At 72.7% G+C, this 15,504-nt stretch carries 6 protein-coding genes; all 6 read right to left on the reverse strand.

The features are described 5' to 3' along the window. Positions 1-164: 164 nt before the first annotated feature. Positions 165-2,567, reverse strand: coding sequence for a transglutaminase-like domain-containing protein (locus ACYVGN_RS05540; RefSeq protein WP_460789340.1), 2,403 nt, complete (start codon positions 2,565-2,567; stop codon positions 165-167). After that, entirely contained in the window at positions 2,564-3,871 is a 1,308-nt protein-coding gene (locus ACYVGN_RS05545; RefSeq protein ID WP_460789342.1) for a DUF58 domain-containing protein, read from the reverse strand. The genes ACYVGN_RS05540 and ACYVGN_RS05545 overlap by 4 nt, the downstream gene beginning before the upstream one ends. Positions 3,872-3,900: 29 nt before the next feature. Further along, a complete protein-coding gene (locus ACYVGN_RS05550) occupies positions 3,901-4,875 on the reverse strand; it encodes an AAA family ATPase (protein ID WP_460789343.1) in 975 nt (324 codons plus the stop codon). A gap of 21 nt (positions 4,876-4,896) precedes the next feature. Further along, positions 4,897-11,052: an Ig-like domain-containing protein gene (locus ACYVGN_RS05555; RefSeq protein ID WP_460789345.1), complete on the reverse strand. Its 6,156-nt coding sequence runs from the start codon at positions 11,050-11,052 to the stop codon at positions 4,897-4,899. 141 nt (positions 11,053-11,193) lie between these two features. Continuing rightward, positions 11,194-13,284, reverse strand: a complete 2,091-nt coding sequence (locus ACYVGN_RS05560; protein ID WP_460789347.1) for an acyl-CoA dehydrogenase family protein — start codon at positions 13,282-13,284, stop codon at positions 11,194-11,196. 226 nt (positions 13,285-13,510) lie between these two features. Further along, the gene (recQ, locus tag ACYVGN_RS05565; RefSeq protein WP_460789498.1) at positions 13,511-15,487 is read right to left on the reverse strand and encodes a DNA helicase RecQ; all 1,977 of its coding nucleotides are present in this window, start codon (positions 15,485-15,487) and stop codon (positions 13,511-13,513) included. Positions 15,488-15,504: the final 17 nt, after the last annotated feature.

The following is a 15,504-nucleotide window of genomic DNA, read 5'->3' on the forward strand; positions in this document are numbered from 1 at the left end:
CCGCACGCGCGGCGGGGTGCTGCGGCGCGGCGGGCCACGCCGGCTGCGGCCATCCGGACCCCGCGCCCTGCGGCGGCGCGGGCGGCGCCGGGTGCGACGGGTACGCCGGCGGGCCCGGCACAGAGCCGGGGGCGGGGGGTCCATACGGGTTGGGCGTGGTCATGTCAGCCTTCCTTCTGCCGAGCGGAGACCGTCTCGCGCAGAGACCGCACGCGCGTCGCGAGCGACGAGCCCTTGGCCAGCGACCGCACGTTCAGCCGCGCTTTCAGCCTCGTCCAGAACGAGGCCTTCCTGTTCATCCCCCCGACGACGTCGTCCACCTCGGCCCAGAACGCCTCGATCTCCGTCGGCGTGGGCTCCCCCGGGCCGAACACGCTCGCGTCCGCGCGGAGGGCGAGCGTCGTGACGCGCGGCTCCTCCAGCACGGGCGTGAGGTGCGCCGACTGCTCGTACCGCGTGGCGCCGACCGGCACCGTCCGCCCGAAGTCGGCGGCGCGGTCCGTGAGCTCCTCCCAGCCGCCGCTGATGCGGTCGGCGGGGACGGGCGCCTCGCGCCGCCTGCGGCGCCGCGCGGCCTTCAGCCCGCCGATGATGACGAACGGCGCGAGCAGGAGCGCGATGGTGCCGAGGCTGATGCCGCCGATCGCGAGGATCAGTCCGAGGTATCCCGGCAGCGGGTCGGCCTCGTCCTCGGACTCGCGGTCCTCGGGCACGAGCGGCGGCTCGTCCGCCTCCTCCTTGGGCGGGGGCGGCGGCTGCAGCGGCATCGGCTGCGGGTCGGTCTTCGGCTGGGTGGTCTGGTCCTTGGGCTCCTTGTCCTCGTCCGGGGTCGGATCGAACGCGACCCATCCGGACTCGGCGAAGGCCACCTCGACCCACGCGTGCAGGTTGTCGCCGTTCGCGACGAGCTCGCCGCGCGCGTCCTCGCCGGCGTGGAAGCCCATCACGACGCGCGCCGGGATCCCGACCTCGTTCGCCATCAGGGCCATCAGCGTCGCGTACTGCTCGTCGTCGCCCACCAGCTGATCGGCGCTGACCATGCTCGCCAGGCGCGCGGATCCGTGACCCGAGGGCGAGTACTCGCCCTCCTCGATGCCGTGGGTGAAGTACCCCGACTCGAACAGGAACGTCTCGAGGGCCTTGACCTTCTCGATCGGCGTGCGCGCCTCGGCCTCCGAGATCGCGTCGGATGCGAGCTCGCCGAGCTTCTCCGGCACGGCGTTCGGCCGCGGGATCTCGACGTCGGCGAAGCGGTCCTCGGCGAGCTCGGACTCGCTGGGCTCGTCCGGGATGACCGCCGTGACCGTGTACGCGTCGCCCTCGCTGAGCCCGGTCGTCACGATTCCGGTGCCGGTCGACGGGTTGAAGTAGGTCGCCCGGCGGAGGTCCTCGGCGTCGGCGCCCTCGAACCGCACCGCGTCGACGTGACCGGCGTCGGGCAGCCACACGTCCGAGTACGCGCCGATCTCGACCCGCAGCTCGGCCGTCCGCCCCTCGGCGTCCCCGGCCATGTTGGAGCGCAGCGGCGTGAACGCGCTCGACGATTCGGCGACGTTGTAGACCACGCCCGAGTAGGCGTCCATGGTGCCCAGGCGCACGCGCGCGCCGGCGGGCAGCCCCGTGACCGTGAACAGCGGCGTGTCGGCGAACTTGTCGACGTAGATGCGGAAGTCCTGCAGCGGGCTCGGGAACTGGCGGATGTCGAACGGCGGGATGATCACGTCGCGGATGACGTACCGCACCTCGTTCGGCGGGGCGAGCACCGTGGATGCGCCTCCCGCCGCGCACGCCACGGCGAGCACGCCCGCCGCGGCGCCCACGCGGCGCAGCACGTGGCGGCGGTCCTCCGTTCGCTCGTCCTCGGACGACAGCGAGATCGCACTGCGGGTCGGAGCCCACGCCTCGCGCAGAGCCAGCCACACGATCGCCACGACCGCGAGCGTCACGCCCTGGATGATCGGCGCGGCTGGCTCCGAGGTGCCGAGCGCGATCTGCAGGGCCAGGCACGCGCCCGCCGGCAGCAGCGCCCAGGCGGGCGGCCGGACCCGCAGGGCCAGGCTCGCGGCCAGGACGGTGAAGATCAGGATCAGAAGGAACGGCACGATGAGGTGGCCGTCCTCGTACGACACGGGCGCGACCGTGGTGAGCAGCGACTTCCAGGACGTCACGACGCCCACCGCCAGCAGGCGCAGGGTCTCCAGCGTCGGGATGACGCCGAGCAGCGCGGTGTGCGGCAGCGCGAACGCGGCTCCGAAGACGAAGTACGCGACCACGACGGCGGCGGCCAGCAGGAGCACGCCCCAGCGGCGCAGCGTGCCGACGACGGCGATCCCGAGGCCCAGGGCGAGGGCGCCGAGCCCGGCGAGCAGCACCACGGGGCCGCCGAACGTCGGCCAGAAGCCGATCACCGGCACGAGCAGCAGCAGCGCGACGGCCCCGAGATCGAGGGCCCACCGGCGGGCGGGGAGCCGGACCGGGGCGGTGCGCGCCGCGCGACGCGTCGACTGCGGAGGAGCCGGGGGCGCGGGCGGAGCCTCGGTCGGGGGCGGCAGCAGGGTCGACCTCACGCCAGCACCCTCCGCAGCGAGGGGGCGAGCTGGTCGAGGTCGCCGACAGTGATCACGTCGGCCTCGCCGATGCGACGCCGGCCCGGCTCCTGCCCGAGCGCCGCGACCACGGCCAGGACGCGCGAGCCGAGCGGCAGACGCGAGATCGCGGCCTGCAGCTCGGCGGCGGTGACGCGGCTGCCGCAGGCCAGCACGACCACGCTCGCCGCGGGGGCGGCGGCGGCGATGGATCCGGCGAGCGCGGTCGTGCCGCCCGCCTTCGGACGCGAGGGCTCGACTCCCGAGAGCGAATCGAGCAGGTGCTTCTGCGACTCGGTGCGCAGGCGCCCGGACTGGGTGCGCACATCCACCTTGTAGGAGTCCCGCAGCGCGCGCAGGCCCAGGGAGCCGGCCGCCGAGACGGCGAGCTCCAGTTCGTCCTCGTCCGCGTACTCGGCCGGGTTGGTCGACAGGCCGATCACGAAGTGCGAGCGCCGGGTCTGCTCGTAGGTGCGGACCATGATCGTGCCCGTGCGGGCGGTCGAGCGCCAGTGCACGTGCCGCAGATCGTCGCCCGGCTGGTACTCCGACAGGGCGTGGAAGGCGATGTCGTCGCGCGCCAGCTCCCGCGAGACCATGCCCTCGAGGTCGCGCACGAAGCCCAGCGACTGGCCCTCGAAACGCACCGTTCGCGGGTGGACGTAGAGGTCGACCGGCTCGTCGCGGCTGTCGACGCGCTCGAACAGGCCGAGCGGATCGCCGCGCACGATGCTGACGGGGCCGACGGGGAGCACGGCGCGCTTGACCGTGGGGATCGCGAAGAGCTCCTCGACCTCCTCGCCGGGGGCCAGGTGCTTGACCCCGAACACGCCGCGCCCGGCGCCGACCGGCAGCACCACGCGCGACGGCAGGATGGCCCGGCCGCCCGAGTTGGCCAGCGTCAGGGCGCCGACCGCGCGCTCCCCCACGACCACGCGGGTGCGCGTCAGGTCCAGCGTGACGTCGTAGGTCGTGCGCCCGATCAGGAACAGCAGGCACAGCCCGAGCACCACGGTCACCACCACGGCGGCGACCGTCACCTCGCGCCAGCCCATCCAGGGCCCCACGGTCCACAGCACGACTGCGACCGCGATCAGGACCCAGCCGATGGGCCGCACGACCCCGGCGGCTCGCCGCAGCGCGTGGCCGGCGCGCTCCAGCAGGTACAGCCCGACCTCGCGCCAGCTCGCCTGGGCGGGCTCCGCCGCCGTCGACGCGCGCTCGCCCGACGCCGCGCGGTCGTCCGGAGGGACGGGCGCGGTCGCGGGCTCGGCTGCGGTGGTCATCCGGTCGGGTTGGATCCGTCTCGGCGCGGTCAGACGCTCGCGGCGCGGGCCTGCGGCGCCGCCACCTTCTCGAGCACTCGGGCGATCACGGACTCGGGCGTGGTCCCCACGAACTCCGCCTCGGGGTCCATCACCAGGCGGTGGGCCCAGACGGGCTGGGCCAGCGACTTCACGTCGTCCGGGATCACGTAGTGGCGTCCCTGCGCGGCGGCCCACACCTTGGCCAGGCGCACGATCGCGATCGCGCCGCGCACCGAGACGCCCAGGCGCGTGTCCCTGTCCTCGCGCGTCGCCTCGGCGAGCTCCGCGGCGTAGCGCAGCACGGCGGGCTCGACGTGCGCGGTCGAGGCCAGGTCGGCCATGTCGGACACCGCGCTGGTCGTGATGATCGCGCTCAGGTGGGCCGACGGGTTGCGCTCGGCGGATCCCGCCAGGATGCGCTCGGTCACGTCGAGGGTGGGGTAGCCGATCGAGGTCTTGATCAGGAAGCGGTCGAGCTGCGCCTCGGGCAGCTTGTAGGTGCCCGCCTGCTCGATCGGGTTCTGCGTCGCGATCACCAGGAACGGGCGCCCCACCTCATGCGGGGTGCCGTCGACCGTGACGCGCGACTCCTCCATGACCTCGAGGAGCGCCGACTGCGTCTTGGGCGACGCGCGGTTGATCTCGTCGGCGAGCACGATCGAGGCGAACACGGGGCCGCGGTGGAACTCGAACGTGTGCGACTGCTGGTCGTAGATCGTCACGCCGGTCACGTCGCTCGGCAGCAGGTCGGGCGTGAACTGGATGCGGCTCGACGTGCCCTGCACGGTGGCGGCGAGCGCCTTGGCGAGGCTGGTCTTGCCCGTCCCGGGCGCGTCCTCGAGCAGCACGTGACCCTCGGCGAGCATCGCCGCAAGCACGAGGCCCACGACCTCGCGCTTGCCCATCAGCGCCTTGTCGACGTTGTCGACCAGGCGGCCGAACGTGCCCTGGAACCAGGCCGCCTGTTCGGGGGTCATCGTCATGTCGTCATCCTTCGTCGTCTGCTATCGCCACGTGATCGAGGGCGTCTTGGCGCTGTACGGGCCTTCCACCTTCAGGTGCACCTGGGTGCCCGTGAAGCCGTAGTAGCACCCCATGTTCTTGCTGCCCGTGCCGGACAGGTGGCCCCGCCATGTCGCGTAGTACTGGCCGCTGTTGCCGCTGTAGCACTGCACGGTGTAGTTGCCGGACGGGAGATTCTCGTATCCCAGCCACATCCACTCGCAGTTGCCCGAGTCGCAGTTCGGCTCGTCGCCCGCGTCACCCTGCTGGAAGACGCGCACGGACGGCTGCGGGCGCGGCGCCGTCGTCGCGGCGTCGAAGGAGATGTCGCTCCAGCCCCACACTGTCTGCACGCGTCCCTCGATCGTGTGGCGCTGGTCGTAGTCGTACTGCTCGAAGAAGGACCCGCTCAGCGGGCGGTCCTGCCAGCGCCCGCCGTCGATGCGGATCTGCAGCGCCGTGACCGAACGGCCGTTCGAGCTGCTCGGGCTGCTCCACTCGTACCAGATCCCGCGGCCGAGGTCTCCGCCGCGAGTGGCCTTGACGTGCGGGGCCGTCGGCTGGCCGTACGGCACGGCGGGGTCGGACTCCGGCGAGGGAGCCCCGGGCTCGGAGGTCGCGCCGTTGGCGACCGCGTAGGCGCGTACCGCGACGCGATAGGTCGAGCCGTTGTTCAGGCCGGTGATCGTCGCCGACGTCGCGGTGCCGGCAGGCTGCCATCCGCCGCCGTTGACGCTGTACTCGTAGTGGATCTCGTTCCCGCTGGCGCCCTCAGCGGTCGCGGGCGCCCACGACGCGTCGATCCGCCCGTCGCCCTCGCGCACGGTGGGCTTGCCCGGTGCGGTCGGCGACGTGAACTGGCGCAGCGGTGCGCTGTGCGCGCTCGTGCCGCCCCACCCGGCCTTGTTCTTGGCCCGCACCGTGAACGTGTAGTCCGAGTTGCTGGCGGGCAGGGAGAACACCGCACGGGTGCCGCCCACGGTCTGCGCCGAGCCGTACGGGCTGCCGCCCTGGTACGCCTGCACCTGGTACGCGTCGACGGCGTCGCCGCCCGCCTCCGGGCCCGTCACCGCGTTCCACGACACCTCGATGCCCCCAGGCGTCGGGCCGATGCTGCTCTGGCGCTGCGCGACCGGGGCGGGCGGAGCGGCCGGCGGCTTCGCGGGGATGTTCGTGGGCGACTGCGGACTCCACTCCGACGGGTCCGGCGCGCTGTTGTGCGCGCGCACCCGCACGGAGTACGCGGTGCCGTTCTGCAGGCCGTCCCACCAGAGCTGGGTGGTGCCGGCCGGCACGGTCTTGACGTTGATGCCGCTCGGCGGGGCAGGCGTGATCTCGAGCTCATACTTCGTGATGGGAGAGCCCTCGGTGCGGGGCGCCTTCCACGTCACGAGCAGTCCGCTGTCGCGGAACTCGGGGATCTGCGGCGCGAGCGGGCGCTCGGGGCGCACGTCCGGCCGCGCGTCCTGGCTGACGGGCGAGGCGTCGGACTCCCCCACGCTGTTGATCGCCGTCACCGTGAACGCGTACGTCACGTTGTTCGTGAGGCCCGTGAGCGTGCAGGTCGTCTCGGGGCAGTCGGCCTCGTACTCGCCGCCCTTGACCGCGGTCACCTTGTAGCCCGTGATGTTCGCGCCGTTGTCGGCGGGCGGCAGCCACGTCATGGTGACCTGACGGCTCTGGACGTTGGTCACGCGCGGCTTGCCGGGAGCGTCCGGCCGCCCCTGCACCGTCACGTTGACGCGCGCCTCGGCCGTGCGGTCGGGGTCGCCCGTGGCGTCCTGCACCGTGTAGCGGGCGACGAAACGCCCCTGGTAGTCCTCCGCGGGGGTGACCGTCACGCTGCTGCCGTCGAACTGGACCGTGCCCTCGCCCGTCTCGAGCGAAGCGTCGATCACCTCGAGCGGAGCCTCGCCCTCGAAGGGGTTGAAGTCGTTGGCGAGCACGTCGACCGAGCGCGTCTCGCCCTGGTTCCACGTGTCGAACGTGTCGTCGCTGGCCGTGGGCAGCTCGCGCGTGGACGCCGTGACGGTGACCTCGATCTCGGAGGTGACGGGCTCGGGGCTCGTCGGATTGTCCTGGCCGTCGTCGACGGTCACGGGGATCGACGCGACCGTGCCCTTCTGGTCGGCGTCGGCCCGGACCTCCAGCGTGGATCCTCCGGCGATGGTCGCCTGGAGACCGGCCGGCACCTCGCCCAGCGAGAACGACAGCGGGTCCTCGTCGACGTCGGTCGCGAGGCCGGAGAGCTCGAGCGTGCCGGGCTGCGAGTCGCCCGCGCCGACCGTGACGGCGCCGCCGAGCATCTCGGGCGGCAGGTTGTCGGGCGGCGTGACCGTGATCGGGATGGACAGCGTCGACACGCGCCCGTTCGGGTCGTCGGGTCCGTCGCCGTCCGTCACCTCGAACGTGATCGCGTCCTTGCCCGCGTACCGGTCGGCCGACCGGTAGGTGAGCGTCCGCTCGTCGATCACGAGCGACGAGCCGTCGCTGCGGCCGGCCGAGACCTTCTCGGCCTCCGTGATGCGCACATCCCCGCCGTCCGCCGAGCGGACGTACTCCGCGAGCGGGAGGTCGATGCGCTCGCCGCTCTTGACCTCCACAGGCTCGGTCGAGATCAGGCTCGGACGCAGATCCTCCTGGCCGGGGACGTGGATGAACGCGTGCGCGACCTGGTCGTCCTGGTCCGTGATCGTGTACTTGATCAGGCGGCGCCGCTCCTCGAGCCGGACGCTCACGATCCCGTCCGCGAGCAGCTGGGCCGAGTCGTCGGGCGCGAGCTGGATCCCGAGCGTCTCGGCGGTCGCCGTGCCGTCGGGGTCCTCGTCGTTCAGCAGCAGGTCGATCTGCGCGGTCTGCTCCTCGAGATCGATGTCCTCGAGCAGCACGCGGTCGTCGCGCGCGATCGGCGCCTGCAGCGGCACGTCCTCGTCGACCGTGACCTGCAGCACGCCCTTCGCCTGCGCGCCGTGCTCGTCCTCGATCGTGTACTGCAGCGAGGTCTCGAGCTCGTGGTCCGGCGCCGTCACGACCACGCGCTCGCCGACCGCCTCCGCCTCGACCTGCGGGTTCTCGCCGAGCACGAGCCCGTCCGTCCCCTGCACGATGCCGATGGTGTCGCCGTCGGGGTCGGAGTCGTTCTCCTTGACCGCGGCCGCCACCACGCGACCGGGCCGCATCGCGAGGCTGTCGCGCACCGCGAACGGAGCCTGGTTCTGCGCGGCGGCGGGCGCGACGCCCACCCGGATCGTGGCCGTCGACTCGGCGCCGAGGCTGTCGCGCACGCGGTACGTGAACGTGTCCACTCCGGTCGAGCCGCGCGAGGCCTCGTAGTCGAGGTAGTTCGCTCCCCTCTCGAGGATCGTGCCGAGCTTCGGGCCCGAGTCGATGCCGACCAGCTCGACCGAGTCGCCGTCGGGGTCGATGCCGTCGAGCGGGATCGTGATCCTCGTCGTGCTGCCGTCCAGCGCGCGCGACTCGACGTCCTCGGGCCGCGGGGCGTTGTTGTTCTCCTCGCCGAGCGGGAGCACCTGGATCGCGACCGGAGCGGTCGCCCGCTGTCCCGTGCTGTCCACGGCCGTGTAGGTCACGTACGCCGTGCCGGGCTCGTCGCCCGCGTGGAAGCGCACGTCGTCCTCGGCCGCGAAGGCCTCGCCGGCGCCCTCCGTGTCGAGCCGGACCGACTCCGGATCGAGGTGGAACTCGTCGTCGTTCGGGTGGTAGTCGTTGTCGAGCACCGGGATCGTCACGACGTCGCCGACGCGCACGACGGCGGTGTCCTCGTTGACGATCGGCGCACGCAGCTTGGCCGGCGCGGGCATGGCGATCACGACGACCTCGCCCTGGACCGACGGCGCGACGCCGTTCGAGATCGTGTAGCGGATGGTGACCTGACCGCCCTCGCCGGTCATGCCGCGGTCCGTGACGCGCAGCGTCTCATGGCCGATCACCGAGACCGCGAGGCCTGCATCGTCGGGCACGTCCACGGACTGCACCACGAGCACGCCGCCCGCCGGGTCGGAGTCGTTGGCCAGGACGTTCACCAGTGCGTCGCCGCCGACCGGGAGCAGCGCGACGTCGCGCACCGCGACGGGCGGCTCCTCGCTCTCGACGGGCTCGATGACGTCCACCCGCACGAGGCCCGGCACCGGCGTGGTCCCCGACGTCGTCACGAGGTAGTCGACGTAGTAGGTGCCCACCGTGTCCGACTCGAAGGTGAACGTGTCCGATGCGAAGTCGGGGACGATCGTCGCGCCCTGCACCTCGCTCACCTGGGTGAGCTCGAGCGGCTCGTCGCTGGCGCTCAGGTCGTTGGCCAGGGGCGAAACCGTGCCCTGCTGCCCCGCGCGCACGACCAGGTGGTCGGCGGTCGCGAGCGGCGGCGTGGACCCGGGAGCGCGCACGTCGAGCTTCAGCAGCCCCGCCATGCTCGAGCGGCCGTCCGAGACGACGATGTTGACGTCGACCAGGCCCTGGTCGCCCGAGATGGCGCGGTAGGTGATGCGGCCGTCCGCCGTGAACTCCGCCTCGTCGCCCTCGGCGGGCGTGACCGACTCGAGGTAGAGGTTGTCGCCGTCGGGGTCGACCCAGTCCGGCAGCACGTTGTAGGTGACGGAGCTGCCCGACTCGACGGGGATGGCGATCTGCCGCAGCTGCTTCGGCGGCGTGTTCTCGTCCTCGCCTCGGACCTCGACGCGCACCTGCGCCTGAGCCGTGCCGCCGGGGCGGCCGTCGTTCACCTCGTACGTGAAGGAGTCGACGCTCGACACCCCGTCCGGCACGGTGATCTGCAGCGACGTGCCGTCGTTGATCGGCGTCACCGTGACGCCGTCGGGCGCGCCGTCCGGCAGCGTGACGGTGAGCACGTCGCCGTCCGGATCGCTGTCGTTGTCGAGCACGGGCAGGATCGTCGCGGCGTCGGCGCGCACGCCGAACGTGTCGGGGTTGGCGACCGGGGGCGTGTTGTCCTCGCCACGGTCGGGTGGGCTGGGATCCGGCACCTGGACCGTGGTCGGGTCGGGGTTCTCGACGCCGTCGCCCTTCGGGGGCGTCAGGTCGTCCCAGTTGTCGACCTTCTGCAGCTGGTCGCTCGCGAGCCAGGCCGCCCCGCTCAGCACGTTGTTGAGCATCACGACGTCGCGGTTCACGCGGAAGCGCAGCTCGCCCTCGGCCTTGTACTCCGGGATCGGCATCGCGAGGTCGTGCTGCTCGCCGACGCAGTCGCGCACGAACCGTCCCGACTCCATCCACGCGCCGTAAGCGCAGCCGTTGAGCCACACGGGCTCGGCGGGGGTGCCCGTCAGGGCTCCGGCGGGAGCGGCCTCGGGCTCGGAGCCGTCGAGCGGGATGCTCAGCAGCTCGGTGCGCGTCGCGACGACGACCGCGTCCCCGTCGGCCGCGTCCAGCGCGAGGCGCGCGTCCTCGGGCTCCTCGAGCGCGACCGTCGGCCCGTCCGGGATGATGACGGACCCGGTCGTCTCGTCGAGGATCACCGCGCGGCCGGCCACCAAGGTCACGGACAGCTGCGACGACTCGTCGACGCCCTCGAGCGCCCGCTCGGACGGCTTCTCGGCCTCGCCCTCCTCCGTCACGGGGACCGTGTACAGCGTCGCCTCGGACGGCGAGGCGACGTACACGGTGCCGTCACGGCCGACCGTGACGGCCGCGTTCTCCCCCAGCTTCTCGAGCACAGGATCGGCGTCGGCCACGGCGAAGGACGCGAGACCGTCGTAGGGGATGACGAAGAGCTCGCCCTCGGCGGTGTCGAGGACCGCGATCGTGCGGGCGGCGTAGTCGATCTCGGCTCCGCCGGGCAGCTGCACCCGGTCACCCAGGGACACCCCCACGTTGTCGACGGGGCCGAGCGTCCCGTCGCCCAGGTCCTGCATGAGGATCCGGTCGCCGTCCTGCAGGACGTCGAAGTCGGCGGACGGCGTGACGAGGCGCCCGTCCAGGACCTGTGACTCGCTGTTGAAGTGGCCGACCCACTGCTCATCGGCCTTGGTGATCCAGACTGATCCGTCGTGGAGGTCGAGCTCGGTGGTCGGGTTGCCCTCGTACGCGACGGCCATGGTCGTGACGCCGAGCGCGGCGACCGTGACGATTGAGGCGCCCGCGAGCGTGCGCGGACGCACCCGTGCCCAGGACACAGTCTTCATCGCGCACCCCCTCGCCGACTCCTGACCGGTATCCTAATCGGCCCGCTCAGCGCCTCCCCGGCCCCGACCAGGGCACCTCTCCCCCGCACGGACGCGCACGCGGGCCCGGGAACTCCCCGGACCCGCGTGCGCGATGGAAGATCAGCGTCGAGCGGGCTTCTTCTCGCGCGGCGGCTTCTTCTCGCGCGCGGGCGCCTGCCCGGTCGCGACCAGCTCGGCGTAGTGCGCGGCGGCCTCATCCTGGCGGCTCTGCTCGGCACCCGACGCGATGGGGGCCCGCACGTGCTCGGGCGCGAACCCGAACGCGTCGACGAGGTCCTGCGAGTGCGGGCGCAGGCGGCGGCAGAGGCGGTCGATGTAGCGCTGCACGGCCATCGCGCGCTGGTTGGAGAGGCGGCCGTGCATGAGGTACCAGGCGAGGTGCTTCTCGATCAGCGTCAGACCGAAGAGGTCACGGAGCCAGATCATCACCTGGCGGGTGTCCTCGTCGGGGATCGAGGCCACGGCGTCGGTGAACGCCTCCCACTGCAGGAGCTCGCCGTGGGCGCGGGCCGCCTCGAGCAGCTCGACCTGGTTCTCGTTGAACAAGTCGGCGGCCGCGACCGGGTCGAGCTTGGACGCGGGACGCAGGCGCGCCGCGAGCTCGCCGACCATGCTCTGCACGCGGTCGGCGAGCAGCTCGTGCTGGTCCTTGGCGCGCAGGCCGAGCTCCACGGATCGCGCCGTGGATCCGAAGTCCGCGACCGCCTGCCCGAGCTGCCGCAGGCCCGCCCCGTGGAACACCTTGCCGGCGGTCTGGCCGACCACGAAGGCGGCGATCTCCTTGGGGTCCTTGCTGCGCAGCTGCTTGGCGTAGTCCGCGAGCAGGCGCTTGCCGACGAGCTGCAGCAGCACGTTGTTGTCGCCCTCGAAGGTGACGTACACGTCGAGGTCCTGACGCAGGGTCACGAGGCGGTTCTCGGCGAGGTAGCCCGCGCCGCCGCAGGCCTCGCGGGCCTCCTGGATGGCGTCCAGCGCGTGCCAGGTCGACAGCGGCTTGAGCGCGGCCGCGAGGGTCTCGAGGTCCTCGCGGTTCTCCTCGGTGTCGGTCTCGCCGCCGAACACGCCGTGGAACTTCTGCAGCAGCTCGTCGTGCGCGAACGCCTGCGCGTACGTGATCGCGAGCCGCGGCAGGAGGCGACGCTGGTGCTTCGCGTAGTCCATCAGGACCGTCTCGGCGCCGGTCGCGCCGGCGAACTGGCGGCGCTGGTTGCCGTAGGTGATCGCGATGTTCAGCGCCAGCGCCGCCGCCGTGGTGGCCGACCCGTCGAGCGAGACGCGGCCCTGCACGAGCGCGCCGAGCATCGTGAAGAAGCGGCGGCCCGGGCTGGCGATCGGGCTCGAGTACGTGCCGTCCGGCGCGACGTCGCCATAGCGGTTGAGCAGGTTCTCGCGCGGCACGCGCACGTGGTCGAAGTGCAGACGGCCGTTGTCGATGCCGTTGAGGCCGCCCTTGACGCCGTCGTCCTCGCCGCCGACGCCCGGCAGGAACTGCCCGTCCTCGTCGCGAAGGGGCACGAAGAAACAGTGCACGCCGTAGTTCACGCCGCCGCTGATGAGCTGCGCGAACACGGTCGCCGCCCGGCCGTCGACCGCGGCGTTGCCGAGGTAGTCCTTCCAGGCGCCGCGGAACGGCGTGTGGATCACGAACTCCTCGGTCGCCGCGTCGTAGGTCGCGGTGGTCCCGATCGCGGCGACGTCCGAGCCGTGGCCGGTCTCGGTCATGGCGAACGCGCCGGGGATCTTCAGCTCGAACACGTCGCGGAGCCACTTGTCGTGGTGCTTCTTCGTGCCGAGCTGGTAGATCGCGGAGCCGAACAGGCCCCACTGCACGCCGGCCTTGATCTGGAGGCTCGGGTCGGCGAGGAGAAGCTCTTCGAAGCTCGCGAGGTTGCCGCCGTTGTTGTTCTCGCCGCCGTACTCGACCGGGAGCGCGCGCGAGATCGACCTGTGCTCGACGAGCTTGCCGAGCTGCTCGTACACGCGCGCGCGGTGCTCGTGGTGGGTGAGCCCGTCGACGCGCCAGAACGCGGAGTCCTTCAGCATCTCGCGCGACGCGCGGCGGACGTCCGCCCACGTGCCGAGCAGCCGATCGGTGACCAGCGGGATGTCGATGCGCGGCGCGACCTCGGGCCCGGCCTTGTGGGCGGGCGTCTGGTCAGCGGTCTGGGGGCGAACAGCGGTGTCTGCCATGTCTGCCTCTCACGGGGATCGTGGAATGGGCCGGGCCCGCCTCGACGGGGACGGAGGGGGCGATGTGATCACCGTAGGTCTGCGACAAGCCGGGCGCGAGGGGCTTGTGCGTCGTCTACAGCCTCGCGCGCCGACCGTCGGCGGCGCGATTGTGCGGGCGCCACAGGGAGCGCGCGGCGGCGGGTGCTCGGATCCTGCCACGGGTCCGGTCGGGCGCAGCCCGCGCTCAGTGCGCGGCGATGACGGCGAGCACGGCGGCGCCGTACGCCTCGCGCTTGCGCTCGCCGATGCCGCTGATGCCGGATAGTGCCTCGAGGGAGGCGGGGCGGTGCTCGGCGAGCGCGCGCAGAGTGGCGTCGCCGAAGACGATGTAGGCGGGGACGCCCTGCTCGCGCGCCTGGTCCGCGCGCCACGCGCGCAGCGCCTCGAAGAGATCGCGGTGCTCGGGCGCGAGCTGGTCGGCGGCGGACGCCTTGCGAGCGCCGCCGCCCGAGCGGGAGGCCCGCCCGATCACATCGCGGCGCAGCGGCACGGGCGTCTCGCCGCGCAGCACGCCGCCGCTCGCCTCGCTCAGCGCGAGGGTGCCGTACTCGCCCTGCGCGACCAGGAGGCCGCGCGCGAGGAGCTGGCGGATGACGCTGCGCCAGTCCTGCTCGGACAGGTCGGCGCCGATGCCGTACGTGGCGAGCGAGTCGTGGCCCAGCTTGCGCACCCGGTCGGTCGACGCGCCTCGCAGGATGTCGATGAGGTGGCCGGCGCCGAACGCCTGGTTGCGTTCGCGCTTGAGCCGGACGACGGTCGACAGCAGCTTCTGCGCGGGCACGAGCCCGTCCCAGGTCTCGGGCGGCGTGAGGCACGTGTCGCAGTTGCCGCAGGGCTCGGACCGCTGCCCGAAGTAACCCAGCAGGTTCTGGCGCCGGCATCCGACCGTCTCGCACAGCGCGAGCATCGCGTCGAGGTGCTGCCCCTGCCGCTGCTGGATCGCGCGGTCGCCGTCGGACTGCTGGATCATCCGCCGCTGCTGCACGACGTCGCCCAGGCCGTAGGCCATCCAGGCCTGCGCGGGCAGGCCGTCGCGGCCCGCGCGCCCGGTCTCCTGGTAGTAGCCCTCGACCGACTTGGGCAGGTCGATGTGTGCGACGAAGCGCACATCAGGCTTGTCGATGCCCATCCCGAACGCGATCGTCGCCACCACGACGACGCCGTCCTCGCGGAGGAAGCGGGACTGGTGCCGCGCCCGCGTCGCCGCATCGAGCCCCGCGTGGTACGGGATGGCGTCGATGCCCTGACCGGCGAGGTAGGTCGCGGTCTGCTCCACCGAGTTGCGGCTCAGCGCGTAGACGATCCCGGCCGCGCCCTCGGGCTGCGAGCGGATGAAGTCCAGCAGCTGCCGGCGCGGCTCGGTCTTCGCGTCGATCCGGTAGCGGATGTTGGGCCGGTCGAAGCTCGCCACGAAGTGGCGGGCGGAGGGCAGCCGCAGGCGCTCCGTGATCTCACGGTGCGTCTCGGGCGTGGCGGTCGCCGTGAGGGCGAGGCGCGGGACGCCCGGGAACCGCTCGCCGAGGCCGCCGAGCGCGAGGTAGTCGGGACGGAAGTCGTGGCCCCACTGCGACACGCAGTGGGCCTCGTCGATCGCGATCACGCTCAGCGTGCCGCGCTCCAGCAGGCACAGCGTCTGCTCGCCGTTGAGGCGCTCGGGGGCGACGTACAGCAGGTCGAGCTCGCCGGCGACGTACGCGCGCTCGACGCGCGCCCGCTCGTCCGGCGCCTGGGTCGAGTTGAGGTACGCGGCGCGCACGCCGTTCGCGACGAGCGCGTCGACCTGGTCGTGCATGAGCGCGATGAGCGGCGAGACCACGAGGCCCGTGCCCTCGCGGACGAGCGCGGGCACCTGGTAGCAGACGCTCTTGCCGCCGCCCGTGGGCATCAGCACGACGGCGTCGCCGCCCGAGACCACGTGCTCGACGATCTGCCGCTGATCGCCGCGGAAGGCGTCGTAGCCGTAGACGGTCTTGAGCGCCTCGAGGGGCGTCGCGTAGACCGACGGGCGCACACCGCTCGCGACGCCCGGCGCCGCGACGCGGGCCGAGCGGCGGGCCGGGCCCGAGGCATCCGCAGCGGGCGGCGCCCAGTCGTCGGGCGGCGGCGCGTCGAGATACGGGTCGAAGGGCGGCTCGTCGTAGGGCGGCGGCTCGTACGGCATCCAGTCGCCGGGGCCGC

The organism is Microbacterium lacusdiani, from assembly GCF_054779895.1.

What these genes read in the sequence shown, in the direction of transcription:
- ACYVGN_RS05545 (WP_460789342.1), bottom strand. Translation starts at nt 3,871, where the DNA reads ATGACCACCGCAGCCGAGCCCGCGACCGCGCCCGTCCCTCCGGACGAC.
- ACYVGN_RS05550 (WP_460789343.1), bottom strand. Translation starts at nt 4,875, where the DNA reads ATGACGATGACCCCCGAACAGGCGGCCTGGTTCCAGGGCACGTTCGGC.
- ACYVGN_RS05555 (WP_460789345.1), bottom strand. Translation starts at nt 11,052, where the DNA reads ATGAAGACTGTGTCCTGGGCACGGGTGCGTCCGCGCACGCTCGCGGGC.
- ACYVGN_RS05560 (WP_460789347.1), bottom strand. Translation starts at nt 13,284, where the DNA reads ATGGCAGACACCGCTGTTCGCCCCCAGACCGCTGACCAGACGCCCGCC.
- recQ (WP_460789498.1), bottom strand. Translation starts at nt 15,487, where the DNA reads ATGCCGTACGAGCCGCCGCCCTACGACGAGCCGCCCTTCGACCCGTAT.